Raw genomic sequence first — 22808 nt, 5'->3', positions numbered from 1 at the left:
CGGCAACAGATGTGCCGGCCGCTGGTGCAAAACGTAAGAATCCCGCATCGCGCGCCGCCGGCATCGCAGCCGGCGCACATTCACGGGATGCCGTGCTAAGACTGCCGCTCGGCTGCCACGACCGGCTCCGCCCGGCTATCGCGCGCGCCGCTCGCCGCTGTCGGCTTCTCCCAGAACGTCGCGTTCGCGATGCCGAGCGCGACCGGATCGAACGACGGCTCGCGCCCTGCGCGCTTCTGCGCCTCGTAGTCGCGCAACGCCTTGAGCGCGGGCTTCTGCAACAGCACGATCGCGACGATGTTCAGCCACGCCATGAGCCCGACACCGATGTCGCCGAGCGCCCACGCGACGCTCGCGCTCTTCACCGCACCGTACAGCGTCGCGAGCAGGATCACCGCGCGCAGCACGAACGTGCCGGCGGCGCTGCTGCGCGTGCGGCTCAGATAGGCGACGTTGGTTTCCGCGATGTAGTAGTACGCGAGGATGGTCGTGAACGCGAAGAAGAACAGCGCCATCGCGACGAATGCCGCGCCGAAGCCGGGCAGCACCGATTCGACGGCCATCTGCGTATAGCCGGGGCCGGCCTCGATGCCGGCCGCACCCGAGAACAGCGCGCGGCCGTTCGGCGCGATCACGTTGTAGGCGCCCGTGATCAGGATCATGAAGCCCGTCGCCGAACAGACGAACAGCGTATCGACATAGACGGAGAAAGCTTGCACGAGCCCCTGCTGCGCCGGGTGCGTCACTTCGGCGGCGGCAGACGCGTGCGGGCCCGTGCCCTGCCCCGCTTCGTTCGAATAGACGCCGCGCTTCACACCCCACTGGATCGCCATGCCGAGCATCGCACCGAAACCGGCCTCGAAGCCGAAAGCGCTTTCGAACACCAGCTTGACGACGCCCGGCAGACGCTCGATGTCGAGCGCGATCACGACGCACGCGATCAGGATGTAGCCGAGCGCCATGAACGGCACGACGATTTCCGCGACGCGCGCGATCCGCTTCACGCCACCGAAGATGATGAGGCCGAGCAGCAGCACGAGCACCGCGCCGGTAACGGGCTTCGCGATGCCGAAGGAGTTCTCGATCGCGGACGAGATCCCGTTCGCCTGCACGCCGGGCAGCAGCAGCCCGCATGCGAACACGGTCGCGATCGCGAACGCGATTGCGTACCAGCGGATGCCGAGCCCCTTTTCGATGTAGTACGCGGGGCCGCCGCGATACTGCCCTTCGCGCCGCACCTTGTAGATCTGCGACAGCGTCGATTCGACGAACGCGGTGCTCGCGCCAAGGAACGCGACGAGCCACATCCAGAACATCGCCCCCGGGCCGCCGAACGTGATGGCCGTCGCGACGCCCGCGATGTTGCCGGTGCCGACACGCCCCGACAGCGACAACGCCAGTGCCTGGAACGACGACACGCCTTCCGCCGATGCCTTGCTGCCGCGCATCAGGCGCAGCATCTCGATGAAGTGGCGAACCTGCGCGAAGCGGGTGCGCAGCGAGAAGTACAACCCTGCGGCAAGACAGAGAAAGATGAGCGCGGGGCTCCAGATGACACCGTTGATCGAATCGACGAGTTTTTCCATAAGGCGTTTCTGTTGATAACGGAAGAGGGCGCGTGGCGGAGAGTCGAATCCGTTACGTGCACGCGCGGGTGGCTCGACTACAGGCGGATCCGACCTTGTCTTTCATTTATATTACATTCTTTACGGTTTTCTTCGGAATCGGGGTGAGCCCCAAGCCGCGCGTCACGTCGAGTGACGTCGATTGATCCGCTCCGGCGAGCCACGTACAGTGTTCGCCTGTCCCTCCCGCCAGAACCGCCATGCCGATCGGATTTCAGAAGATGAACGCAAACGGCGATGACTTCGTCATCGTCGACCTGCGCGGTCAGGATCAGGATCACGCGCCGCGCATCGACCGCGACCTCGTGCGGCGCATGGGCGACCGGCACAACGGCATCGGCTTCAACCAGCTCGCGGTGGTGTCGGACTGCGACGACGCGGCCGCCCGCGTCGCGTTCTGGAATGCCGACGGCTCGCCGCTCGACACCTGCGGCAGCGCGACACGCGGCGTCGCGTGGCAACTGATGCGGGAAACCGGCATGGCGTCGCTCGTGCTGCGGACCGGCCGCGGGTATCTCGTATGCTCAAGGGAGGCGAACGGCCTGATCACCGTCGGGATGGGCACGCCGCTCACCGGCTGGCGGGACGTGCCGGTCGCCGAGGCACTCGACACCCTCGCGCTGCCGCTGCCCGGCGCGCCGGCCGCCTGCAACATGGGCAACCCGCATTGCACGTTCTTCGTCGACGATCTCCGCATGATCGATGTCGCGGCGCTCGGCCCGGCCATCGAAACGCATCCGCTGTTTCCGCAGAAAACCAACGTGCATTTCGTTCAGGTCGTCGATCGCACGCATATTCGCCTGCGCATCTGGGAGCGCGGCGGCGGCGTGCCGCTCGGTTCGGGATCGTGTTCGTGCGGTGCGGTCGTCAACGGCATCCGGCGCGGGCTGCTCGACGATACGGTACGGGTGACATGCGACGGCGGCGACGTCACCGTTCGATGGGACGGTACCGGCAGCGTGTTCCTGAGCGGGCCGGTCGCGTTCGGTTTCGACGGGGTGTGGGTAGACGGAGAGAAGCCGGCGATCTGATCGCCGGAATAGGCGGCATTCACGGCGTGTTGCGGATCACCACGCCGATTCGCGCACGAGGCGCGGCCGTGCCGTCATAGATCGTCGGAGCGATGCGTCCGGCGATCGCGCGGGCTCGCGGGCCGTCGACGGCCCGCGGTTCGCCGGCCCCGGCACGGCACGCGCGGGGCGGCGATATGTCGACGATCAGTGCTTGTCGTCGAGCTTCTTCGGCTTCGGCGGCGACGGCACCTTCGCGTACTGGAACGCCGGCGTCGCCTTCAGCGCTTCCTTCGTCGCGCCCGGCAGGTAGATGTTGCCCTTGCGCACGTCGAGCGACGCGATCGGCACCGCGACGTCATGCGCGGCCACGCCGAGGAAGCCGCCGGCCGACACGATCGCGGCCGACACCGAGCCGTCCGGCGCGACGATCAGGTCGCGCACGGTGCCGACCTTCTGGTTGTCGTCGTTGTACACGGCCTTGCCGAGCACGCTCTTCTTCACGCTCCAGCCTTCGAGCAGCGCCTGCGATTGCTCGACGGTCACGCTGATCGGCTGGGCACCCGCGATCTGCGCGTGTGCGCTGACGCTCGAGGCGAGGACGGTTGCTGCGATGAGGGTCTTGTAGAAAGCCATGCTGTTATGCACTCCGGTGAATTGTTGTCGGTATCGGCGGCCGGCCTCGCCGCCTCCGTGCGCGCGAGGCTGCGCACCGGCCCATGTTAGCGCCACTCGCGCAACGCTGCATCGGACGCGATGACGCAGCCCGCGTCACGCGTTGCGCGACCGCGCGCGCCGTTGCCGCACGGCGTCGGCCAGCACGTCGAGCACCGGCTCGGTCTGCGTCCAGCTCAGGCATGCATCGGTGATCGACACGCCGTACTTCAGCGGCACGCCCGGCTTCAGGTCCTGACGCCCGGCCTCGAGATGGCTCTCGACCATCACGCCGACGATCCGCTGCTCGCCCTGCGACAGTTGCCGGGCGAGATCCTGCGCGACATCGACCTGCCGGTCGTGCGACTTGTTCGAGTTCGCATGCGAGCAGTCGACCATCACCTGCTCGCGCAACCCGGCCTTGCGCAGCACCGCGCAGCACGCCTCGACATGCTCGGCGTCGTAGTTCGGGCCCGTCTTGCCGCCACGCAGGATCACGTGCGCGTCGTCGTTGCCGCGCGTCTCGAAGATCGCGGCCATCCCCATCTTCGTCATCCCCATGAACGCATGGCTCGCAGCGGCCGCGACGATCGCGTCCGACGCGACCTGCACGCCGCCGTCCGTGCCGTTCTTGAAGCCGATCGGGCAGCTCAGGCCCGACGCAAGCTGGCGATGGCTCTGGCTCTCGGTCGTGCGCGCGCCGATCGCGCCCCACGCGATCAGGTCGGCGATGTACTGCGGGCTCAGCAGGTCGAGGAATTCGGTCGACGCCGGCAGGCCGAGCGCGTTGATGTCGAGCAGCAGCTGCCGCGCGGCGCGCAGCCCTTCGTTGATGCGGAAACTGCCGTCGAGACGCGGATCGTTGATGTAGCCCTTCCAGCCGACCGTCGTGCGCGGCTTCTCGAAGTAGACGCGCATCGTGATCAGGAGGTCGTCCTTCAGCGCATCGGCGGCAACCTTCAGGCGGCGCGCGTAATCGAGCGCCTGGTCGTGGTCGTGGATCGAGCACGGGCCGACGACGAGCAGCAGCCGGTCGTCGCGGCCGTGCAGGATGTCGCCGATCGCGCGGCGCGTATCCTCGACGAGCGTCTGCGTGCCGGCCGGCACCGGCAGCTCGTCCAGCAGCAGCGCCGGCGAGATCAGCGGGCGCACGGCGCCGATGCGGACGTCGTCGATGCGCGTGGTGTCCTGCGTCGCGTCGGCGCTGCCTACCTCGCGATCATGGGAAGGATTGTCGAGGTTCTGCATGGTGATTCTCCGGGGGACGTCTGAAATGATGGGCAGCCTCGATTATGGCACCCGGAGAAGGCGGCACAGAGTAACGGCGGGGGACCGCGGGCGCGTGGCAACCGCCGTCGCGCGACCGGCGTCGAGACGTCGAAAAAAAGGGCGACCGCCAGCGGGTCGCCCGACCATTCATCCGGTCGTACGTCGCTGCGTCTAGTGCAGCGTCTCGGGCGCCAGCGAATTGCTCGGCAGCAGCGACGTCAGCCAGCAATTGCTCGGCGCGGTTTTCCCGTTGAAGCGGTCGTAGAGCCAGGGCAGCATCCCGGCCACCCACGGCACGATCGCGCCCGCATGTTCCAGCGGATACTCGGTGTACGTGACCGGCGTGCCGCTGGCGCAGAACTTCTGCGCCAGCGCGCGCACGTCGTACGCGAGCATCACGCCGTCGCCGACCTGGCTGCTGAAAGTGCCGTCGAGCGCACCTGCCGTGCCCTGGCCGATGAACATCGGGATCGTCGGCGATGCGGCCAGCCCTGCATTCACCTTGTTCGCATACGTCACGTACGCCGGGATGCTGTTGATGTCGTTCGCGTATTGCGGCTTGAACAGCGTGCTCCAGTGCAGGCCCGTGTACTTCGGCAGGATGTACGCAAGCGACTGATTCTGGATGTCCTTGAACACGGCGACGCCCGTATCGCTGAGATACGGCGTCAGGTCGAAGGCATAGCCGCGCGACAGCCCGGCCAGCGCGGCCGCCGCAACGCCACCCCACACGATGCTGCCGTCGACATAGCGCAGGTTGTGCGCGGGATCGACCAGCACGCCGCCTTCCGCCGCGCCGACGAGCTGCTTGTTGATGTCGGGCGCATAACTCGACGCGAGTTGCGCGGCCCAGTTCGTCGCGATTGCGCCGCCCGAATAGCCGATCATCGCGACCTTGCTCGACGGATTCAGGCCCGTCGACGGCGTATTGAGCGCCGCGCGGATCGAATCGAGCGTCGTCATCCCGTATTCGGGGCCGGCCGCGAAGTCCGCCGTCTGGCCTTCCGTATCGGGCACGATGATGTTGTAGCCGAGCAGCAGCAGCGTCGACAGCGGGATCGACTCCGCACTGTAGAGCAGCGTGCCGACGTTGATGACCTTGGTCACGTCGCGGTCGCCGGCGATCACCTGCGACGGCTCGTCGTACGGGTTCAGTGAATCGTAGGCCGACTGGTACGAAATGGCCTGGCCGTTGCTGACCTGGCTGCGGATCACCGACGTCACGTTGACGACGGGCAGGTTCTGCGCGTTGTTGGTGCGATATAGCAACTGCTGCGCGGTCACGGCGGTCGGGATGCCGGCCACGTGATAGGTGACGTTGCGCGTCTTCAGTACCGTGCCCGGTGGAATCGATGCCAGCGGCGTGGCGCCGGTGTACGTGTAGAACGGGTCGGACACGGTCGGCACGGCGGCGCCGGCCGACGGTGCGGCAATGGCCAGCACGGCGCACACGGCGGCCGCGACGGTCATGAGTCGTCTGGAGGACATGGGTGGGGGCCCCTGGGATAACCTGCTTTCATCGAAGGAAGTTCGGCGGTATTGCAGACCATCATGCTTGCTGCATCAAAACCGTTTCCATGCCATCGACTGTCTCCTGTGAGTAAATGATCCGGTCTGTTCTGAATCCGTAATTTTAGTAGGAGTACAAACCGGATTAATTGAAGCACAACGCGGACAGGTTCGATGGGCGTTTTCGATTGTTTGAAGGTAAACGTCTAAAACCCTGGCCGATCGACGCGAACGCACCGGCCGTTCGGCCGACTGTTCGCGTGTCGCCGAAGTCCCGTACGATCACGTCTGTCCGGTAACGAAGCGGCCCGTCGTGCGACGCCGGACACACCGTGCGCCGCCTGCCTGCAACCCATCGTTCCCTGCCCGACCGACACGCCACGATGACCGTATCCGAACTGCTCCGCGCCATCCGCCAACCTTACGCCGACCTGCTCGCGAAAGCGGCCACGCAACCGTCGGCGATCGTCGAGCCGGCCTACCGGCAGGCCGACGGCGCGCTCGCCACCGAAGGGCCGCTCGCGCTGCCGTGCCGCGCCGACACCATCGCGGCCGAAGGCGAAGCGGCCGGCCAGCCCGTGATGATCGATTCGACCACGCAACTGGATTTCGAACCGTTCGAGTTCGATCTCGAAACCGCGGCCGTGTCGATCCGCCCGTTCGTGTGGGACTGGGCCGTGATCGAGGCCGACGGTCTCGACGAAAGCGTGGCGGTCGATGCGTTCAAGACGTGGTTCCTCGCGTGGTTCGATGTCGACGACGACAACGAGCCGGCCGAAGACGGGCTGCACGGCATCGTGCACTACCTGTCGGAACCGGTTCGCACGGAACACGGATGGCGCGTCAACGCGGATCTCGGCTCCGCACCCGAGACGGCCGTCGAGGATCTGCTGTTCCGGCTCGTCGATGCGGGCGCTTCGCGGATCAGCGTTGGTTGAAATGGCTCGTCATCGTTCACGCACGCTCATGAAGAAAGCGCTTGCTGCCCTGCTGCTGTGCAGCTCGTTCCCGGCACTCGCAACGGTTTCCACCGAAGTGTTCTGCTTCAGGTCGGATGGCGACAAACCCGTGCGCTTCGAGATGCGCACCTACTACGACGATGCAGTCAAATGGTCGGGCGGCATGGTCCGGTACGCGAACGCGAAAACGGCGCTCCCGCTGGTGATCGAACATGAAGAGGACGAAGTGCTCGCGGAAGATCGCCCGCATCAGTACACGACGACCTGGGTCGAACTCGTCGGCGGCAGGATCAACGGGCGGTACGAAATGATGAGCCAGGGCGCGATGATCTATTCGATGACCTACACCGCTGCGCGCACCGGCAAGAAGACGTCGTTCGGCCGCGCACTGGATGTCGACGCGTCCGAGCGAACCGGATGCCGCTGGTGATGGGCCCGGCAAGCTGTCGTTCGCCGTGTCGGGGAACGACCATGCGGCGGGAGCCTGTCTGGGGCCGCAGCTCGACGCACCGTTTGCGGCGCGCGAGCCGATCGTGAGATCGGATGGTGCGCGTTATCTCGTGCCGGGCATGAAGCTGAAGTCACGCGGCGGTGCACAAGCACCGCCACCATCTGCGTCAGGACGCGTCACCTTGCGCGTCGACGTCGATTCCCAGCTCGCTCGCCATCCGCTGAACCAGCGCACTCAGCCGCGCTACTTCATCCGCGAGGCGCTTCTGCTCGGCCTTCAGCGCCTCGAACTCGGAAGGCGGCACCGAATCCGCACCGCCGGCATCCGCGCTCGCGAAGTCGGCCACGTTCACTTCGCCGCACATCAGGTGCATCCAGCGGTTTTCGCGCGCGCCCGGTGCGCGTGGCAGCCGGATAACGAGCGCCTGCGCGCGCGCCGCGAGTTCGTCGAGGAACGCCTCGACCGACGAGATATCCGCGAAGCCGTGCAGGCGTGCGCTGTTCAGGCGCAGCTCGGCGGCCGTCTGCGGGCCGCGCAGCAACAGGATCGTCAGCAGCGCAATCGCCTGGCTCGGGATGCCGAGCACGCGGTTCATGTTGTGCTCGAAACGCGGCACGCGGCTGCTGCTGCCCTCCATCACGAGGCTCAGGCGCTTCAGCTCGTCGAGCGCGGTCGTCACTTCGTCCTCGCTGACGCTCATCACCGGCGCGCGCGCGGTTTTCTGGTTGCAGCCCGCGGTCAGCGCGTTCAGCGACAGCGGGTAGGTATCCGGCACCGTGTGCTGTTTCTCGACGAGCACGCCGAGAATGCGGGCCTCGAGGGGCGTGAGTTCGCGAAGGGCGCGTGGCGTGGGCGTATCCGGCGTGGTGTTCATGAGTGGCGTCGCAGCGTGCAGCAGGTGAAGGGAAACGATCGCGGCCCGTCCGGCATCGCGCACGGGCGAGCCATATGATAGCTCGCGACGCGTGGCCCCGCGCCGCGCGCTGCGCTGGCGCGCGCACTTGCCGCAGCCGGCTTTCGTCCAACCTGTCGGCGCACCCGATACTGCGCGGCGCCGCGCGGCGATGCATGCGCGCACGCCCCGGCGTTTGCGCGATGCGCATGCCGGCGCTACGATATGCGTTCACCCCGATATCCGTGGCGCCGCTTGCGACCGTATTCGCACGCCGGTTCCACGCATCGTCCGTCCTTGGCGTGCTGCCGCCACGCATGCCCGCCGCTCGTCAACACCGTTCACCCCTTCACCGGTTCACCGCCATGACTGCATCCTCTTCCGCGCACGTGCGCGCCATCGTCACCGGACACACGCGCGGCCTCGGCGCGTCGCTTGCCGAACAACTGCTGCTGGAGGGCGTCGCCGTGCTCGGCGTGTCGCGCAGCCGTCATCCGTCACTCGCGTCGCAAGCCGGCGACCGCTTCTCCGAAGTCGAGATCGACCTGTCCGATTCCGCGGCCGTCGCAACCTGGATCGCCGGCGACACGCTGCGCCACTTCGTCGACGGCGCGTCGCTCGTGCTGCTGTTCAACAACGCGGGTATCGTCGATCCGATCGGACCGCTCGCCGCGCAGGACCCGGCGATCGTCGCGCGCGCAGTCGGCCTGAACGTCGCGGCACCGCTGATGCTGTCGGCCGCGCTCGCGCAGGCGGCTTCGGCCACGACCGAATGCCGGATCCTGCATCTGTCGAGCGGCGCAGCCCGCAACGCATACGCCGGCTGGAGCATCTACTGCGCGACCAAGGCCGCGCTCGATCACCATGCACGCGCGGTCGCGCTCGACGCGAACGGCACGCTGCGGATCTGCAGCGTCGCGCCGGGCGTCGTCGACACGGGCATGCAGGCGACGATCCGCTCGACCAGCGAAGACCACTTCCCGATGCGCGAGAAGTTCGACGAGTTGAAGTCGAGCGGCGCGCTCGCGACGCCCGAGGCGGCCGCGCGGCAACTGATCGGCTATGCGCTGAGCGACGCGTTCGGCGCCGAGCCGACGGCCGACGTGCGGAACCTGCCGGCCCGATAAGCTGCAAACGCGGCCCGTTACCCTCCGAGCCGCTTCGTCCAGTCTTCGACCTGCCGCTCCGTCCGGCGCTTTTCAAGCATCTTGCGCCAGCCGGGCGGCAGCAGCGGCACGTCGCACAGCGCAGCGAGCGCGGCCATGTCGAGCGTGCGCCGGTACAGCACATCGAGTACCGCCGACAGCGGCCATTGCGGATACGGGCGCTCACGCAGCGTCAGCACATCGCCCGCCTCCACCCAGCCTTCCTGCAGCACACGGTAGTACCAGCCGGTCCGGCCGCTCTGCTGCACGAGGGCGGCCATCCGCGGATGGTCGAAGCGTGCGTTGAGCTTCCAGCACGGCTGCCGCGACTGCGTCACCTGAAGCACCGCGCGGCCCAGCGTGAACACGTCGCCGAGACAGACGTCGCGTTCAGTCACGCCGTGCGTCGACAGGTTCTCGCCGAATGCGCCCGGCTGCGCGAGCACGTCGCGCGCGCCGATCTGCGCCGACCACCACGCATAGTGGTCGTGGGCATAGTGGTGGACCGCCTTGTCGGGGCCGCCGTGATGCCGCGCATCGGCTTGCTCGTCGCCGGAAAAGCCGAGCTTACCCAGCCACAGGCGCGCATCGACCGGCTGCTTGTCGATCGCGCTCGCATGCGGCGTGCCGGCCAGCGGCCGGCTCGTGCCGACCCGCACCGCGCCGATGGCGGCCGCGATCGCCGGCCGTGCGTGATCGCTCATGCCGCGACGCCGTCCGGCAGTGCCGCGAGCAGGCGTTCGAGTTCGCGCGTGCGTGCGTCGCCCAGCGGCAGCAGCGGCTTCCGCGGCTCGCCCGCGTCGAAGCCGCGCAGCCGCAGCCCGGCCTTCACGGTCACCGGCAACCCACCGCTGACGATGAACTGCAGCAACGGCAACTGCGCGTGAAATGCCGACCTGGCGCGCGTCAGGTCGCCCGTCCGCATCGCGTCGACCAGCGCGAGCGGCAACGCGGCATTCAGGTTCGGCGCGGCCGTGCACCATCCGGCCGCACCCGCGGCCAGCGCGGCGAGCGCCATCGGGTTGCTGCCGTTGTAGAACGGGATCGTCCCGTCGCTCAATTGCGCGAGCCGATGCATCCGGCCGATGTCGCCGGTGCTCTCCTTGACCATCGTCACGTTGTCGACGGTCCGGCAGATCGTCGCGATCAGGTCAGGCGACATGTCGACGCCGCTCGTCGCCGGATTGTTGTACAGCATGATCGGGATGCCGATCGCCTCGCCGATCGCGCGATAGTGCGCGACGATCTCGTCGTTGCCGAGCTTCCAGTACGACACCGGCAGCACCATCACCGCATCGGCGCCGGCCTGCTCGGCAAGGCGCGCGCGGCGCACCGCACCTGCCGTGGTGAGGTCGGAAATCCCGACGACGGTCGGCACGCGCCGGCGCACCGCGCGAATCGACGCGGTGGCGACCGCCTCCCATTCGGCGTCGGACAGATAGGCGCTCTCGCCCGTACTGCCCAGCGGGGCGATCGCGTGGACGCCATCGGCGATGAGCCGCTCGATCAGCGCATCGAGCGCTTTCAGGTCAACGCCGCCATCGGCGGAGAACGGTGTGACCGGGTAGGCAATGATGCCTTGCAGCAGGATGGACACGATGTGTATTCCTCAATGATTGCCGGACAAGATGGAAGCAACGCACGCATTCATGCGACGCAATCCCGATGCGTACGCAGTGCGCGACGCGCGTAATAGTCGAACGTCACCGCGTCGCGCTTCGGCTTCGAAATCCAGTCGTGCGCCTCGCGTGCCAGTGCCGGCGGCACCGGCCTGATCTCGCCGGCGGACATCGCGAGCAGTTGCAGCTTCGCGGCCCGCTCGATCAGCAGCGCGAGCATGCAGGCTTCCTCGATCGTCTTGCCGACCACGAGCTGGCCATGATGCGACAGCAGGATCGCGCGCTTGCCGCCGAGCGCCTTCGAAATGATCTCGCCCTCCTCGTTGCCGACCGGCACGCCCGGCCAGTCCTTCAGGAACGCGCAATCGTCGTACAGCGGGCAGGTGTCCATGTGCGACACGACGAGCGGCTGCTCGAGCATCGACAGCGCCGCGACATGCGCCGGATGCGTGTGAATGATGCAGTTCACGTCCGGGCGCTCGCGATAGATCCACGTATGGAACCGGTTGGCCGGATTCGGAATGCCTTCGCCGTCGACCACGTCGAGATCCTCGTTGACGCGCAGCAGGTTCGCGGCCGAAATCTCGTCGAACCCGAGCCCGAGCCGCTGCGTGTAATACGTGCCGGCATCGCCCGCGCGGCAGGTGATCTGCCCGGCCAGGCCCGAATCGTGACCGGCGTCGAACAGGATCCGGCACGTGAGTGCGAGCTTCTGCCGCGCGGACCAGCCGCTGTCGCCCACCTCGTTTTCAAGCCGCTGCTCGGCCAGCGCGACCAGCGCTTCCTTCGTCAAATTCAGCGTTTCCGCCATGTTCGCCTCCTGACTGGATCGGGTTCGCCGCGCCGTCCGCGGTCGTTTCCCCGGCATCACGAGACACACGATACACCATAGGACACTTTGTGTCATGCGTTACAATCGGTTTTTCGAAGGACACCTGGCGCCCCATGACGATTCGCCTGAAGCTGCTCAGAAAACAGAAGGGCTGGACGCTCGATGTGCTGGCCGACGAGACGGGCCTCACCAAGAGCTACCTGTCGAAGGTCGAGCGCGGCCTGAGCGTGCCGTCGATCGCGGTCGCGCTGAAGCTGTCGAAGGCGCTGAGCGTCGACGTCGAACAGTTGTTCTCGGAAAGCCACAACCGCGAGCTGATCACGGTCACGCGCGCCGGCGAGCGCACGGCGATGGGCGCGGCGGCCGACCGCCACGCGCACCGCTTCGAAAGCATCGCGGCCGGCGTCGCGCCGAAGAAGATGCTGCCGTTCGTCGTGCACCCGCCGCACGAGTTCGTCGCGTCGACGTTCCGCGAGCACGAAGGCGAGGAATTCCTGTTCGTGCACAAGGGGCGCGTCGAAATCGAATTTCCGAACGAGACGGTGCAACTCAAGACCGGCGATTCAGTCTATTTCAACGCACTCATCCCGCACCGCACGCGCAGCCTCGGCACCGCGCAGGCGGAGATCCTGGTCATCGTCAGTCACGACGACTAGCCTCGTCACTTCTTCGCGCAAGGACCCCCGATGGTCACCAAGGCCACCGCCCCGTTCCAGCAGATCAAGACGCTCGTTCGCCAGAACGTCGAGTCCGGCGACTGGCGCCCCGGCGACCGCATTCCGTCGGAACTCGATCTCGCCGCGCAGTTCGGCGTCGCGCGCATGACGGTCAACCGCGCGCTGCGCGAGCTGACCGAGGAAGGCGTGCTGAAGCGCATCGCAGGCGTCGGCACCTTCGTCGACGAGGTGAAGCCGCAATCGAACCTGCTGATGATCGCGCATATCCGCGATGAGATCCGCGCGCGCGGGCACGAATATCGCTGCCGCGTGATGAGCCGGTCGAGCGAGCCCGCGTCGTTCGACGTCGCGGCCGCGTTCGGGCTGCCGGTCAATACGCCGGTCTTTCATGTGGTGTGCGTGCACGAGGAAAACGGCCGCCCGATCCAGCTCGAGGACCGCTACGTGAACCCGGCCGCCGCGCCCGGCTTCATCGACCAGGATTTCCAGGCCGAGCCGCCGTCCGAATACCTGTACAACAACGTGTCGCACCACGAACTGGAAATCGAGCACGTGGTCGACGCGTCGCTGCCGACCGTCGAGCAGGCGCGGCTGCTCGACATGCGCGCCGACGAGCCGTGCCTCACGCTCACGCGCCGCACCTGGACGGACGGGCTGCCCGTCACGTTCGTGCATTTCCTGCATCCGGGCAACCGCTACCGGCTCGGCTCCCGCTTCAAGCCCGGCGCCGGGCGCCACCCGACCTGACCTTTATCACCCGCGAAAAAGCACACGGCGGCCGTTTCGCGATGAAACGGCCGCCGTGTTCGTGACTGCGCGGCTCAGATCGCGCCAGCCTGCCCCGCGCCACGCGACCACACGACCGGAAACAGCGGGTGGTCGAGCGCCGCGCCATCGGCCAGCTGTTCCGCGAGCCCGGGGAACTCGGGCGACGTCTTCCAGCGGCGCGGCGCGTGACGGATATCGTCGCCGACGAAACGGATCGAGAACGCGCGCCGGCGGTTCTGCGTGCCGCCCGATGCGTGCAGCGTGAGCATCCGGAAGCACACCATGTCGCCAGGCTCGAGCGCCCAGTGGCGAATCGGGAACGCCGCGCGGTCGGCTTCGATGTCGGGCAGGTCCGCCAGGCTGCCTTCCGGGAACCACTTCGCCTCCTTGTCCATGAACGTGCGCGGCATCAGCCACGGCCCGAGATGCGAGCCCGCCACGAATTCCAGCGTCGATTCGAGCGGCACCGGATCGACCGGAATCCACATGCTGACGTTGTCGTCGCCCTCGATGTTGTAGTACGGCTGGTCCTGGTGCCACGGCGTGCGCTGCCGCGTGCCGGGCTCCTTCACGAGCAGGTGGTCGTGATGCAGCCGCACGTTCTCGGTCCCCATCAGCGCGGCGGCGACCGACGGCGCCGGCGAGCGCACGATGAAGTCGCGATATGCGTCGTTGTGCTGCCAGTTGCAGAAATCCTCGAAGAACCAGCCGGGATCGTCGGGCTGGCTCGCCACTTTCGCGCGCTCGCTCGGCTGGGCGAGATTCGCGTCGATGCCGGCGCGCAGCGCGGCCACTTCGTCGGGCGAAAAGATGCCCTTGATGCAGACCGCGCCTTCCTCGCGGAACGCGGCGATCAGTTCGGGCGTCACGGCTTGCGCGACGCGGTCGTGGATAGTCGTCATGGTGTGCCTGTCGATGGAATGAATCACGGAATCACGGTGCCGAAGTCAGCTGCTGCTTCGTGCCGTAGATGTCGAAGTCGAAGTATTTCGCGGCGATCTTCTGGTAGGTGCCGTTCGCGCGGATCGCGACGATCGCGTCGTTCAGCCGCTTCTTCATCGCGTCGTCACCCTTGCGCACGCCCATCGCGACGCCGTAGCCGGTGATGCGCACGTCAGTTACGTCGGGGCCCGCGAACGCATAGCCCTTGCCGCGCGGCGTCTTCAGAAACGCGTAGCCGGCCTGGGTCTTGTCCTGGAAGGTCGCGTCGAGGCGGCCGTTGACGAGATCCTGGTACACCTGGTCCTGGTTCTGGTACGAGACGATCGTCACGCCCTTGGTCGCCCATTCGGCCTTCGCGTACGTCTCCTGCGTCGTGCCCTGGTCAATCCCGACGCGCTTGCCCGCGAGCGACGCGGCGGTCGGCAAGAGCTTCGAGCCGACCGGCGCGACGAGCGCGCCCGGCGACGCATACAGCTTGTTCGAGAAGTCGATCTGCTTGAGCCGCTCGTCGGTGGCCGTCATTGCGGACATGATCACGTCGAACTTGCGCGCGCGCAGCGCCGGGATCATCCCGTCGAAGCCCTGCTCGACCCACACGCACTTCGCACGCAGCTGCTCGCAGATCGCATTGCGCAGGTCGATGTCGAAGCCGGCGAGCGAGCCGTCGGGCTGCTTCGCCTCGAACGGCGGATACGTGGGGTCGATACCCCAGCGGATCGTCGACGTGTCCTGTGCGAACGACGCGAGCGGCGCGAACGCCAGCGCGGTAACGAGGAACTTTGCAGTGCGGTTCATGGCGTGTCCTTGAAGGTCTCGACGCGGCGGGCGACGCCGGCGTCCGGTGGAGGCGCCGCGCCGGGACGCCGGCACGGTGCGCGAAAGACGGGACTTCGATGAAACTGCGATGCAGTCTAGACCACTCGATTTTCGAGCGCAAGCGAGGGAATGCGGGGAGGCAGCGGATTGAGGGGAGATGGGGGCCGAAAAGGTGGGGAGACGCTTGATTGATGGTCTTTTTGCGGGATTTTCGGGTGTTTACCCTGCGAGATGCAGCGCCGCCACAGACCGCGTTTTTCCGGATGTTCGCCAAAATTTGATGTCTATACAGGTGACCGCGGCAATGCTCCGCCCGATGCTCCTTCGACCGGATGGGCAATGCGCCCTATACCGCGATGGCATTTTTCAGCGACGACAGCTCGCCTCGAAATGCTTACATCGGGAAGCACTGAATCGTCGTCGGGAGGTCGCCATGCAACTCCATGAAATCGGTCAGGCCGTCGCGAAACGGCGCGCCGAACTCGACCTCACGCAGGCACAACTCGCAAAGCTCGCCGGGTTGTCTCGCCTGACCGTCAATCGGCTCGAAGCCGGCAAGGTCAAGGATCTCGGCATCAACAAGCTGATCACGTTGCTCGGCGTGCTCGGTATCGAACTCCTGGCACGCCCGCGGCAGCCGCAAAACGGTCTCTACAAGGCCGTCGTGAGCGCGAACGCAGCTACAAGGGCGAATTGACCGAACGCTTGCTGGCCGACGCGTTGATCACCGGACACATTCCGCAAGGCTACGAATCGCAGTTTTCCGTCATCCTCGACGAGGTGCCGCTCCCTGTCGTGGTGAAGGCGGCCGAGGAAGCCGCCGAGCGCTCGGGCACCCCGCTTCGGGTCATCTGGAAAAACCTCGCGGCATGGTCGAGGGATCTTCACCTGTATCGTGAAGTATGGGTCTGACTGCGGCGCGGCCCCGCCCAGTTGAAACCTACCGCGCCCCCGCCGCCACCAGCACCCGCTCGATCGCGCCGTACCCGCGCTGCCGCGCATGCTGCAGCGGCGTCACCCCGTTCGAATCGGCCAGATCGACGTTCGCGTGCCCGTCGACGAGCAACTGCACGATCCGCACGTAGCGCTCGCTGCCGTCGCCGAGCATGATCGCCTCCAGCAGCGCGGTCCAACCGAGCCGGTTCACGTGGTCGACGTTCACGCCCGCGTCGATCAGCGTGCGCACCGTCTCCACATGGCCACGCTCGGCCGCCGGAATCAGCGCGGTGCCGCGATACCGGTTCGTGCTGCGCAGATCGGCGCCGTGCGCGAGCGTCATCCGCAGGATGTCGAGATAGCCGCGCGCGCCGGCATACAGGTACGGGCTGTCCTGGATCGCGTCCTTCGCGTTGACGTCCGCGCCCGCGTCGATCAGCACGCGCGCCGCCTCGACGTGATTGCCGTGCGTTGCGATCAACAACGCGGTACGGCCCTGCCCGTCGCGCGAATCGACCTGCGCGCCGCGCTCCAGCAGCGTACGCACCTCGCCCGCGTCGCCGCGGTCGGCCGCGCTGCGCAGCCGGCCCTCGGGCGCACCGCCGTCGGCGGCAGCCACGGCCGACGTCAGCGTGGTCAACGCAAACGAGCCGATGATCGCGATCCGTTTGAATAACATCCCGTTTCCTCCTTGCGCGCCGCGCACGCCGATGCGCGGCCGATGCAATGCGTCAGGCGCCGGCACGGCGCCACACGACGCCGCGCCGGGTCCGGCGAAACCGCGATTGCCCGCGGCGTCCGGCCATGTTAAAAGTCGTCGCACGCATTTGGAAATGAAATGTTCGAATCCGCAAAAGTGCAGAAATGAATAGACCCCTGTTCGACATCGACCTGTTGCGCGCGCTCGTGATGGTTGCCGACTGCGGCAGCTTCACGACGGCCTCCGCACGCCTGCATTCGACGCAGTCGACGGTTAGCCAGAAGGTGCGCCGGCTCGAGGAAATCGCCGGCCACCGCCTGCTCGACCGAGGCACGCGCGACGTCCGGCCGACCGACGCGGGCGTGACGGTGCTCAGCTATGCACGGCGCATGCTCGCGCTGAACGACGAAATGCTGGAGGCGCTGTCGGGCGCCACGGTTGCGCTGACGATCCGGCTCGGCGTGCCCGACGATTTCGCGGCGGGCCGCACGACGCATGCGCTCGCCGCGTTCAAGCGCGAGCATCCGCAGGTCAAGCTCGAAGTGATGTGCGGGCTGAGCCGCGACATCAGCGCCGCGTACGACCGCGGCGAACTCGACCTCGTTTTGATCAAGCAGCGGCGCGACAGCCGCGAGGCCGTCGTGCGCTGGCCCGAGAAACTGCGCTGGATCGACAGCGCGACGCATCCGTCGATCGATCTCGACCCGGTGCCGATCGTCGTGTTTCCGCCGCGCGGGCTTTACCGCGACGACATGATCAAGGCGATCGAGGAGCGCGGCCGCCGCTGGCGGATCAGCTTCACGACGTCGAGCCTGAGCGGCATCCAGGCGGCCGTCGCGGACGGGCTCGGCATCAGCGTGCTGCCCGCGCGCGTGGTGACCGACGAGCACGTCGTGCTGACCGCGACGCAGGGTTTCGCGCCGATCGAGCACATGGACATCGCGATCCTGCACCGGCCGACGGCCGACCCGATGGTCAGCGAACTGACGAAGACGCTCGCGGCGATGCTGGAGCACGAGGAGCAGTAGGAAAGCGAAAGCCGAATGCGCCAAGGGAACGGGCGGCGCGACGCCTCGGGCACGGCCGATGCGATGCGATCGCGGGGGCATCGGCACGTCCCGCGCCCGATACCCGTCAGAACATCGTATTGCCGTTCGCGGCCTGCTCGGGCACCGGCTGGTTGACGTCCCAGTGCTCGACGATCTTGCCGTTCTCGAGCTTGAAGATGTCCATGATCGCGCTGCCGCGCGTACCTGGTTCGCGCACCGCGTGCACGTGCAGGATCACGTAGTCGCCATCGACGAAGGAGCGCTTGATCTCGCTATGCGACTGTGGATATTTGTCGCGCAGAAAGGCGACGAACTTGCGAAAGCCGTCGCGGCCGTCAGCCGCATTCGGGTTGTGCTGCACGTAGCGATCGCCGACATACGCGAGCGCGGCATCGGCGTCCTTTTCGTTCAGGCCTTTCTCGTAGAACGCGAGCACCGTCCGCCGGTTGGCTTCCTGCTGCGCGTCGGTCGGGCCGGCCGCCGCCGCATGCGCGGCCGTCACGGCGAACAGGGCCGCCGCCATCCATCGTGCGGCCCGTGCCGCTGTCGTGCGTCGCATCGTCGTCTCCCCGGAAATCCGGCTGAAATCCGGATCATACCGGGGCGACGCCCCACTCAGACGAGTGCGCCGTTGCGGGCGACGATCTTCCCGGACGACACGACGAGGCGTCGCACCGGCCGTGCGACGACGGCCTCGGCGAACGTCAGCGCATCGACGAGCACGACATCCGCGCGGCTGCCGGGCTGCAGCCCGTAATCCGCGAAGCCGCAGCCGCGCGCCGCGCTGTGCGTCACGCAGTCGAGCGCGACTTCGAGCGCATCGTCGCGGCGGAAATCGTTGCGCATGCCGATCAGCATCGCGCGTTCGAGCATGTCGGGCGAACCGTACGGCGACCACGTGTCGCGCACGCCGTCGTTGCCGCCGATCACCGTCACGCCCGCCGCGCGGCACGCGACCACCGACGGCACCGGCACCGCCGCCGGCGCGGTCGTGACGATGGCCACGCCGAGCTCGGCCATCCGGGCGAGCAGCGCATCGCGCTCGCGCTCGGCGATATCGCCGAGACAGAAGCCGTGGCTGATCGTGACCTTCCCCTGCATGCCGTGCGCGGCCGTGCGCTGCAGGATCAGGTCGAGCGAGTACGCCCCCATCGACGCGCGCTCGTGCAGGTGGATGTCGAGCCCGCGGCCGTGGCGCTCGGCGATCGCAAACAGCACGTCCACCGCCTCGACCGGATCGCCTTCGATCGCGCACGGGTCGAGCCCGCCGAGCAGGTCGGCGCCGGCGCCGAGCGCGTCGGACAGCAGCGCGTCGGTGCCCGGCCGCTTGAGCACGCCCGATTGCGGAAACGCGACGATCTGGATCTCGACCTGCCCGCGCAGCGTCTCGCGCGTCGCGAGCACGCCGTGCAGATGGCGCAGCCCGGCTTCGGTATCGACGTCGACGTGCGTGCGAATGCGCGTCGTGCCGGCCGCGAGGAATGCGCGTGCCAGCGCGAGCGACGCAGCGCCCGCGTCATGGCCGCTCGTCGCGCGATAGTGGCGTTCGTTCTCGATGCGATCGACGAGGCGCGGCCCGACCTGGTTGCGATACCACGGCATTCCCCAGTGCGTCTTGTCGAGGTGCGTGTGGCCTTCGACGAGGCCAGGCAGCGCGAGCGCGAGCGCGCCGTCCTCGATCGCGCAGCCGGCGGGCGCGTCGAGCGACGGGCCGACGCGCGCGATGCGGTCGCCTTCGATCAGGATGTCGAGCGCGGTGTCGGCGCTCGTGCGGACGTTGCGGATCAGCAGGTTCGTCATGTCGGTTCCGGTGTGGTCGGTCAGTGCGAAGCAGGCACGGCGCATGCCGTGCTGCCGGTCATCAGGTCAGCGCGTGAAGCGCAGCGACGGGGCGAACGGCGCACCCGTATCGCTCTCGCCGCGGCGGAATACCCAGCGCTCGGCCGGGACGCCCGCGACGGCCGCCGCCGCGTTCGGCGCGCGCACCGCGACGAAGCTCGCGTCGCAGCCGACCGCGATGCCGTAGCGTTCCTTGCCGATCGCGCGTGCGCCGGCATGCGTCGCCATGTCGAGTGCGACGCCGAGCGCTTCGTCGGTGTAGAAACCCGACCGGTAGCCGACCATCATCGCGCGCTGCAGCATGTCGCCGTTACCGTACGGCCACCACGCGTCGCGGATGTTGTCGTTGCCCGCGAACACGTGCACACCCGCATCGCGCAGCTGCTGCACCGGCGGAAATGCACAGTCGCCCGGCGCATTCGTCAGGATCGACACGCCTGCTTCGGCCAGTGCCGCCGCGGTGCGCTGCACGTCATCGTCGCTCACCTGGCCGAGCGCGTACGCATGGCTCACGTTCACGCGCCCGCCGAGCCCGGTCGCGCGCGTGCGCGCCGCGATCCGCAGCAGTTGCGCGATGCCGGTTTCGCCCGGCTCGTGCAGGTGGATGTCGATCTTCACGCCGCGCTTCTCGGCGATGCCGAACACGATGTCGAGCTGGCCGTCCGCGTCGCCGTCGAGCGTCGTCGGGTCAATCCCGCCGACCACGTCCGCGCCTTCGCGCACGGCTGCGTCGAGCACCTCGGCCGTGCCCGGGCACGTCACGACGCCGGCCTGCGGAAACGCGACCAGTTCGATGTCGACGATCCCGCGCCACTGCTCGCGCGCGGCCATCACGGCCTGCAGGTTCGACAGGCCCGTCGTCGCATCGACGTCGACGTGGCTGCGCATCGCGATCGTGCCGAATGCGGCGGCCTGCGCGATCAGCGCGTTCGCGCGCTCGACGATCGGCGGAGCAGCGGCGAGCTGGCGCTTCTCGACCGCGAGCCGCTCGCGCAGCGAGCCGACCGGTTCGTGCGGCACCCAGCGATCGCCGACGAAGCTCTTGTCGAGATGGATGTGGCCGTCGACGAAACCGGGCAGCACGACGCGGCCGTCGAGGTCGATCGTCTGAGCGCCGGGCGCGGCTGCGCACTCGGCGCCGATCTCGGTGAAGCGGCCGTCACGGACGACGAGGTTGACGGGCTGGCCGCCGGCATCGACGGCGTTGATGAAGAAGCGTTCGGTCATGGCTTGGAATGTGGGGCGGTCGCGGCGCGCCACCGGCGCGGACAGGGGAAGGAACCGCAGCCGGCGCGGCGCGACCCTTGGCAGGGAATCCGGCCACGATATCGGACGCTGCCGCCCGAGGCCAATTAAATGTCGCGATGCCGCGCATTCGATTTCGCGATGTGCGGCGCGCACGCCCGCGGGACCTGGCACGGCGACGGGGTTCGATCGCAGGGGAGGCGACGGAATCGCCGCCTGAAACACGTGGGCCGCCTCACCGTCGCGCGGCCGGCCGGAAGCCGTCTCGCGCCCTTGTCGGGCATGGCTCGAACACCCCGCCCGGCTGGCGATTTACGCGGCAACAGACTTTACACGTTGTTACCCGGCCGCACCGGACGCGCATCCGGCCATTCCTTATACTCACGCCGAGTTCGCCACCCATCCGGGAATCAGTCGGCGGACACGTTGCCGATGCAGGAAACATCATGATGCGCATGCCCTCCACGAAGACCGTTCTGTTCGCCTCGCTCGTCGCCGTGGCGGCGCTCCCGCTGACCGCCTGTGTCGCGCCCGGCTACTACGGCGCGCAACCGGGCTATCCACAGCAGCAGCAATACGCGACGCCCGGCTACGCGCAGCCCGCGTACTCGCAACCGGGCTACGTGCAGCAGCAACCGGCGTATCCGAACCAGGCGCCGCAGCCGTACGATCAGTATGGCAACCAGTCGCAGTACGGGACGCAGCCGTATGACCAGTATGGCAATCAGCAACAGCAATACGCGAACCCGTACGGCGCGCAATACGGCACCGTCGCGAACATTCAGCCGGTCAACGGCTCGGTCGGCCCGTCGGGTGTGGCCGGCACCGTCGTCGGCGCACTCATCGGCGGCGTGCTCGGCAACCAGGTCGGCCGCGGTCATGGCCGCGATGCCGCGACCGTGATCGGCGCGCTCGGCGGTGCGGTGGCCGGCAACCAGATCGGTCAGCAGATGGGCGCCGCGCAGGGCCCGAGCAGCTACCGGATCGACGTGCAGGTCAGCGACGGCTCGATGCGCTCGTTCGACGTGCAGTCACCGGGCAACCTGCGTCCGGGCGACCGCGTGCAGATCAACGGCAATCAGCTGTCGCGTTATTGATGCCCGTTGCGTGCGTGTGAGCTGATCGCGCGCACGTCTCACGCCCCCCCCTTTCGTCACGCCAGCATGGCTGCGTGACCGTCATTCGCGCACGGGCACACCGTTCCGGCGCCGCTGGCATGCGCAATGCGCCGAACAGCGCCACGCGACATCCGAATTCCCATTAGGATAAGGACGATGCATCCTGCGGCTACGGCAGCCCGCACCGACATGCACAATCCCCAACCGGAATTCACCCGATGACGATCACGACCCGCCTGCTCGATGCGGCCGACGCCGCCCGCTTCCAGACCGTTCGCCTGCGTGCGGTCGACACCGCGCCCACGTCCTTCCTGCCGACGCTCGACGAGGAATCGCAGGTGCCGGTCGACGAATTCGCGACGCGCATCACGCCGACCCACGAACGTGCCGTGTTCGGTGCGTTCGACGGCGATACGCTCGTCGGCATCACCGGCGTGCGCCGCGATGCGCGCACGAAGATCGCGCACAAGGCGACGATCTGGGGCGTGTTCGTCGATCCCGCGTATCGCGGGCAGGGTATCGCGCAGACGCTGCTCGAAAGTGCGACCGGGCATGCCGCGCAGGCGTGGCAGTGCAAGCAGCTGATGCTGTGCGTGAACGAGGTCAACGGCACCGCGGAGCGGCTGTATGCGTCGCAAGGGTTCGTGCGGTTCGGCACGGAACCGCGCTCGCTGTACGTCGATGGCAAGTTCTACGACGAGCACCACATGGTCAAGACGCTCGCGTAACGCGTTCACGTTCGCTCGCACTCGC

25 protein-coding genes are annotated in these 22808 nt (G+C 67.5%); 11 read left to right on the top strand and 14 right to left on the bottom strand.

All coding sequences use genetic code 11. The features are described from left to right. Positions 1 to 95 precede the first annotated feature (95 nt). Positions 96 to 1586 (bottom strand): alanine/glycine:cation symporter family protein, encoded by a 1491-nt coding sequence (locus KEC55_RS27470; protein ID WP_282508254.1) that lies wholly within the window; start codon positions 1584 to 1586, stop codon positions 96 to 98. 239 nt (positions 1587 to 1825) lie between these two features. Between KEC55_RS27470 and dapF the strand changes: the two genes are divergently transcribed. Further along, positions 1826 to 2656: a diaminopimelate epimerase gene (dapF, locus tag KEC55_RS27465; RefSeq protein WP_282508253.1), complete on the top strand. Its 831-nt coding sequence runs from the start codon at positions 1826 to 1828 to the stop codon at positions 2654 to 2656. A 186-nt stretch (positions 2657 to 2842) separates the two neighbouring features. Here the strand turns inward: dapF and KEC55_RS27460 are convergent, their stop codons facing one another. The 3 genes from KEC55_RS27460 to KEC55_RS27450 all read right to left on the bottom strand — a co-directional run bounded on the left by KEC55_RS27460 (position 2843) and on the right by KEC55_RS27450 (position 6046). After that, positions 2843 to 3271, bottom strand: coding sequence for a PRC-barrel domain-containing protein (locus tag KEC55_RS27460; RefSeq protein ID WP_282508251.1), 429 nt, complete (start codon positions 3269 to 3271; stop codon positions 2843 to 2845). Positions 3272 to 3406: 135 nt separating this feature from the next. Next, positions 3407 to 4537, bottom strand: a complete 1131-nt coding sequence (locus KEC55_RS27455; RefSeq protein WP_282508250.1) for a 3-deoxy-7-phosphoheptulonate synthase — start codon at positions 4535 to 4537, stop codon at positions 3407 to 3409. Positions 4538 to 4729: 192 nt separating this feature from the next. Beyond that, the gene (locus tag KEC55_RS27450) at positions 4730 to 6046 is read right to left on the bottom strand and encodes a lipase family protein (RefSeq protein ID WP_282508248.1); all 1317 of its coding nucleotides are present in this window, start codon (positions 6044 to 6046) and stop codon (positions 4730 to 4732) included. Between the two features lie 404 nt (positions 6047 to 6450). Here KEC55_RS27450 and KEC55_RS27445 point away from each other — a divergent pair, with 404 nt between their 5' ends. Further along, on the top strand, positions 6451 to 7005 hold the full coding sequence (locus tag KEC55_RS27445) for a hypothetical protein (RefSeq protein WP_282508247.1): 555 nt from the start codon (positions 6451 to 6453) through the stop codon (positions 7003 to 7005). Positions 7006 to 7033: 28 nt separating this feature from the next. Beyond that, positions 7034 to 7456: a hypothetical protein gene (locus KEC55_RS27440; RefSeq protein ID WP_282508246.1), complete on the top strand. Its 423-nt coding sequence runs from the start codon at positions 7034 to 7036 to the stop codon at positions 7454 to 7456. A 187-nt stretch (positions 7457 to 7643) separates the two neighbouring features. Here the strand turns inward: KEC55_RS27440 and KEC55_RS27435 are convergent, their stop codons facing one another. Further along, positions 7644 to 8351 carry a YceH family protein gene (locus tag KEC55_RS27435; protein ID WP_176047747.1) on the bottom strand — a complete coding sequence of 236 codons (708 nt, stop codon included), beginning with the start codon at positions 8349 to 8351 and terminating at the stop codon, positions 7644 to 7646. 383 nt (positions 8352 to 8734) lie between these two features. Between KEC55_RS27435 and KEC55_RS27430 the strand changes: the two genes are divergently transcribed. Continuing rightward, positions 8735 to 9496, top strand: a complete 762-nt coding sequence (locus KEC55_RS27430) for an SDR family oxidoreductase (protein ID WP_282508245.1) — start codon at positions 8735 to 8737, stop codon at positions 9494 to 9496. 17 nt (positions 9497 to 9513) lie between these two features. On the opposite strand, the gene KEC55_RS27425 is transcribed toward KEC55_RS27430, so the two are convergent. From KEC55_RS27425 to KEC55_RS27415, 3 genes are read right to left on the bottom strand one after another with little or no spacing between them, the layout of a single operon-like run. Beyond that, the gene (locus KEC55_RS27425) at positions 9514 to 10218 is read right to left on the bottom strand and encodes an MOSC domain-containing protein (protein ID WP_282508244.1); all 705 of its coding nucleotides are present in this window, start codon (positions 10216 to 10218) and stop codon (positions 9514 to 9516) included. Beyond that, complete coding sequence (locus KEC55_RS27420) at positions 10215 to 11111, bottom strand: dihydrodipicolinate synthase family protein (RefSeq protein ID WP_282508243.1); 897 nt, start codon at positions 11109 to 11111, stop codon at positions 10215 to 10217. The genes KEC55_RS27425 and KEC55_RS27420 overlap by 4 nt, the downstream gene beginning before the upstream one ends. Positions 11112 to 11161: 50 nt before the next feature. Continuing rightward, positions 11162 to 11944, bottom strand: a complete 783-nt coding sequence (locus tag KEC55_RS27415) for an aldolase (RefSeq protein WP_282508241.1) — start codon at positions 11942 to 11944, stop codon at positions 11162 to 11164. A 134-nt stretch (positions 11945 to 12078) separates the two neighbouring features. Here KEC55_RS27415 and KEC55_RS27410 point away from each other — a divergent pair, with 134 nt between their 5' ends. Then, positions 12079 to 12621, top strand: coding sequence for a helix-turn-helix domain-containing protein (locus KEC55_RS27410; RefSeq protein ID WP_282508239.1), 543 nt, complete (start codon positions 12079 to 12081; stop codon positions 12619 to 12621). A 30-nt stretch (positions 12622 to 12651) separates the two neighbouring features. Continuing rightward, on the top strand, positions 12652 to 13389 hold the full coding sequence (gene hutC / locus KEC55_RS27405; RefSeq protein WP_282508238.1) for a histidine utilization repressor: 738 nt from the start codon (positions 12652 to 12654) through the stop codon (positions 13387 to 13389). A 74-nt stretch (positions 13390 to 13463) separates the two neighbouring features. On the opposite strand, the gene KEC55_RS27400 is transcribed toward hutC, so the two are convergent. Both KEC55_RS27400 and KEC55_RS27395 read right to left on the bottom strand, forming a co-directional pair. Further along, positions 13464 to 14312: a phytanoyl-CoA dioxygenase family protein gene (locus tag KEC55_RS27400; protein ID WP_282508237.1), complete on the bottom strand. Its 849-nt coding sequence runs from the start codon at positions 14310 to 14312 to the stop codon at positions 13464 to 13466. Positions 14313 to 14343: 31 nt separating this feature from the next. After that, the gene (locus KEC55_RS27395) at positions 14344 to 15147 is read right to left on the bottom strand and encodes an ABC transporter substrate-binding protein (RefSeq protein WP_282508236.1); all 804 of its coding nucleotides are present in this window, start codon (positions 15145 to 15147) and stop codon (positions 14344 to 14346) included. A gap of 454 nt (positions 15148 to 15601) precedes the next feature. On the opposite strand from KEC55_RS27395, the gene KEC55_RS27390 reads away from it, so the two are divergent. Both KEC55_RS27390 and KEC55_RS27385 read left to right on the top strand, forming a co-directional pair. Further along, positions 15602 to 15865, top strand: coding sequence for a helix-turn-helix domain-containing protein (locus KEC55_RS27390; protein WP_282508235.1), 264 nt, complete (start codon positions 15602 to 15604; stop codon positions 15863 to 15865). Then, a complete protein-coding gene (locus KEC55_RS27385; protein WP_282508234.1) occupies positions 15862 to 16080 on the top strand; it encodes a hypothetical protein in 219 nt (72 codons plus the stop codon). Before KEC55_RS27390 ends, KEC55_RS27385 begins: the two co-directional genes overlap by 4 nt. Before the next feature lie 28 nt (positions 16081 to 16108). On the opposite strand, the gene KEC55_RS27380 is transcribed toward KEC55_RS27385, so the two are convergent. Further along, positions 16109 to 16783: an ankyrin repeat domain-containing protein gene (locus KEC55_RS27380; protein ID WP_282508233.1), complete on the bottom strand. Its 675-nt coding sequence runs from the start codon at positions 16781 to 16783 to the stop codon at positions 16109 to 16111. A 185-nt stretch (positions 16784 to 16968) separates the two neighbouring features. On the opposite strand from KEC55_RS27380, the gene KEC55_RS27375 reads away from it, so the two are divergent. Further along, positions 16969 to 17832 (top strand): LysR family transcriptional regulator, encoded by an 864-nt coding sequence (locus KEC55_RS27375; RefSeq protein ID WP_282508232.1) that lies wholly within the window; start codon positions 16969 to 16971, stop codon positions 17830 to 17832. Positions 17833 to 17938: 106 nt separating this feature from the next. Here the strand turns inward: KEC55_RS27375 and KEC55_RS27370 are convergent, their stop codons facing one another. The 3 genes from KEC55_RS27370 to KEC55_RS27360 form a co-directional block, all read right to left on the bottom strand. Next, positions 17939 to 18412, bottom strand: a complete 474-nt coding sequence (locus KEC55_RS27370) for a nuclear transport factor 2 family protein (protein WP_282508231.1) — start codon at positions 18410 to 18412, stop codon at positions 17939 to 17941. Between the two features lie 56 nt (positions 18413 to 18468). Then, positions 18469 to 19653, bottom strand: coding sequence for an amidohydrolase family protein (locus KEC55_RS27365; RefSeq protein WP_282508230.1), 1185 nt, complete (start codon positions 19651 to 19653; stop codon positions 18469 to 18471). Positions 19654 to 19719: 66 nt separating this feature from the next. Next, positions 19720 to 20919, bottom strand: a complete 1200-nt coding sequence (locus KEC55_RS27360; protein ID WP_282508229.1) for an amidohydrolase family protein — start codon at positions 20917 to 20919, stop codon at positions 19720 to 19722. A gap of 464 nt (positions 20920 to 21383) precedes the next feature. Between KEC55_RS27360 and KEC55_RS27355 the strand changes: the two genes are divergently transcribed. Further along, positions 21384 to 22034, top strand: a complete 651-nt coding sequence (locus KEC55_RS27355; RefSeq protein WP_059238436.1) for a glycine zipper 2TM domain-containing protein — start codon at positions 21384 to 21386, stop codon at positions 22032 to 22034. A 239-nt stretch (positions 22035 to 22273) separates the two neighbouring features. After that, on the top strand, positions 22274 to 22783 hold the full coding sequence (locus tag KEC55_RS27350) for a GNAT family N-acetyltransferase (RefSeq protein ID WP_282508227.1): 510 nt from the start codon (positions 22274 to 22276) through the stop codon (positions 22781 to 22783). The last annotated feature ends 25 nt before the right edge of the window (positions 22784 to 22808 follow it).

It is taken from the genome of Burkholderia cepacia, from assembly GCF_029962485.1.
Taxonomy (GTDB): domain Bacteria; phylum Pseudomonadota; class Gammaproteobacteria; order Burkholderiales; family Burkholderiaceae; genus Burkholderia.
This window is presented reverse-complemented; position numbering and strand designations above follow the sequence as displayed.

What these genes read in the sequence shown, in the direction of transcription:
- KEC55_RS27400 (WP_282508237.1), bottom strand. Translation starts at nt 14,312, where the DNA reads ATGACGACTATCCACGACCGCGTCGCGCAAGCCGTGACGCCCGAACTG.
- KEC55_RS27410 (WP_282508239.1), top strand. Translation starts at nt 12,079, where the DNA reads ATGACGATTCGCCTGAAGCTGCTCAGAAAACAGAAGGGCTGGACGCTC.
- dapF (WP_282508253.1), top strand. Translation starts at nt 1,826, where the DNA reads ATGCCGATCGGATTTCAGAAGATGAACGCAAACGGCGATGACTTCGTC.
- KEC55_RS27355 (WP_059238436.1), top strand. Translation starts at nt 21,384, where the DNA reads ATGATGCGCATGCCCTCCACGAAGACCGTTCTGTTCGCCTCGCTCGTC.
- KEC55_RS27370 (WP_282508231.1), bottom strand. Translation starts at nt 18,412, where the DNA reads ATGCGACGCACGACAGCGGCACGGGCCGCACGATGGATGGCGGCGGCC.
- KEC55_RS27445 (WP_282508247.1), top strand. Translation starts at nt 6,451, where the DNA reads ATGACCGTATCCGAACTGCTCCGCGCCATCCGCCAACCTTACGCCGAC.
- KEC55_RS27470 (WP_282508254.1), bottom strand. Translation starts at nt 1,586, where the DNA reads ATGGAAAAACTCGTCGATTCGATCAACGGTGTCATCTGGAGCCCCGCG.
- KEC55_RS27375 (WP_282508232.1), top strand. Translation starts at nt 16,969, where the DNA reads ATGAATAGACCCCTGTTCGACATCGACCTGTTGCGCGCGCTCGTGATG.
- KEC55_RS27450 (WP_282508248.1), bottom strand. Translation starts at nt 6,046, where the DNA reads ATGTCCTCCAGACGACTCATGACCGTCGCGGCCGCCGTGTGCGCCGTG.
- KEC55_RS27395 (WP_282508236.1), bottom strand. Translation starts at nt 15,147, where the DNA reads ATGAACCGCACTGCAAAGTTCCTCGTTACCGCGCTGGCGTTCGCGCCG.
- hutC (WP_282508238.1), top strand. Translation starts at nt 12,652, where the DNA reads ATGGTCACCAAGGCCACCGCCCCGTTCCAGCAGATCAAGACGCTCGTT.
- KEC55_RS27430 (WP_282508245.1), top strand. Translation starts at nt 8,735, where the DNA reads ATGACTGCATCCTCTTCCGCGCACGTGCGCGCCATCGTCACCGGACAC.
- KEC55_RS27390 (WP_282508235.1), top strand. Translation starts at nt 15,602, where the DNA reads ATGCAACTCCATGAAATCGGTCAGGCCGTCGCGAAACGGCGCGCCGAA.
- KEC55_RS27365 (WP_282508230.1), bottom strand. Translation starts at nt 19,653, where the DNA reads ATGACGAACCTGCTGATCCGCAACGTCCGCACGAGCGCCGACACCGCG.
- KEC55_RS27440 (WP_282508246.1), top strand. Translation starts at nt 7,034, where the DNA reads ATGAAGAAAGCGCTTGCTGCCCTGCTGCTGTGCAGCTCGTTCCCGGCA.
- KEC55_RS27350 (WP_282508227.1), top strand. Translation starts at nt 22,274, where the DNA reads ATGACGATCACGACCCGCCTGCTCGATGCGGCCGACGCCGCCCGCTTC.
- KEC55_RS27435 (WP_176047747.1), bottom strand. Translation starts at nt 8,351, where the DNA reads ATGAACACCACGCCGGATACGCCCACGCCACGCGCCCTTCGCGAACTC.
- KEC55_RS27360 (WP_282508229.1), bottom strand. Translation starts at nt 20,919, where the DNA reads ATGACCGAACGCTTCTTCATCAACGCCGTCGATGCCGGCGGCCAGCCC.
- KEC55_RS27415 (WP_282508241.1), bottom strand. Translation starts at nt 11,944, where the DNA reads ATGGCGGAAACGCTGAATTTGACGAAGGAAGCGCTGGTCGCGCTGGCC.
- KEC55_RS27380 (WP_282508233.1), bottom strand. Translation starts at nt 16,783, where the DNA reads ATGTTATTCAAACGGATCGCGATCATCGGCTCGTTTGCGTTGACCACG.
- KEC55_RS27455 (WP_282508250.1), bottom strand. Translation starts at nt 4,537, where the DNA reads ATGCAGAACCTCGACAATCCTTCCCATGATCGCGAGGTAGGCAGCGCC.
- KEC55_RS27460 (WP_282508251.1), bottom strand. Translation starts at nt 3,271, where the DNA reads ATGGCTTTCTACAAGACCCTCATCGCAGCAACCGTCCTCGCCTCGAGC.
- KEC55_RS27425 (WP_282508244.1), bottom strand. Translation starts at nt 10,218, where the DNA reads ATGAGCGATCACGCACGGCCGGCGATCGCGGCCGCCATCGGCGCGGTG.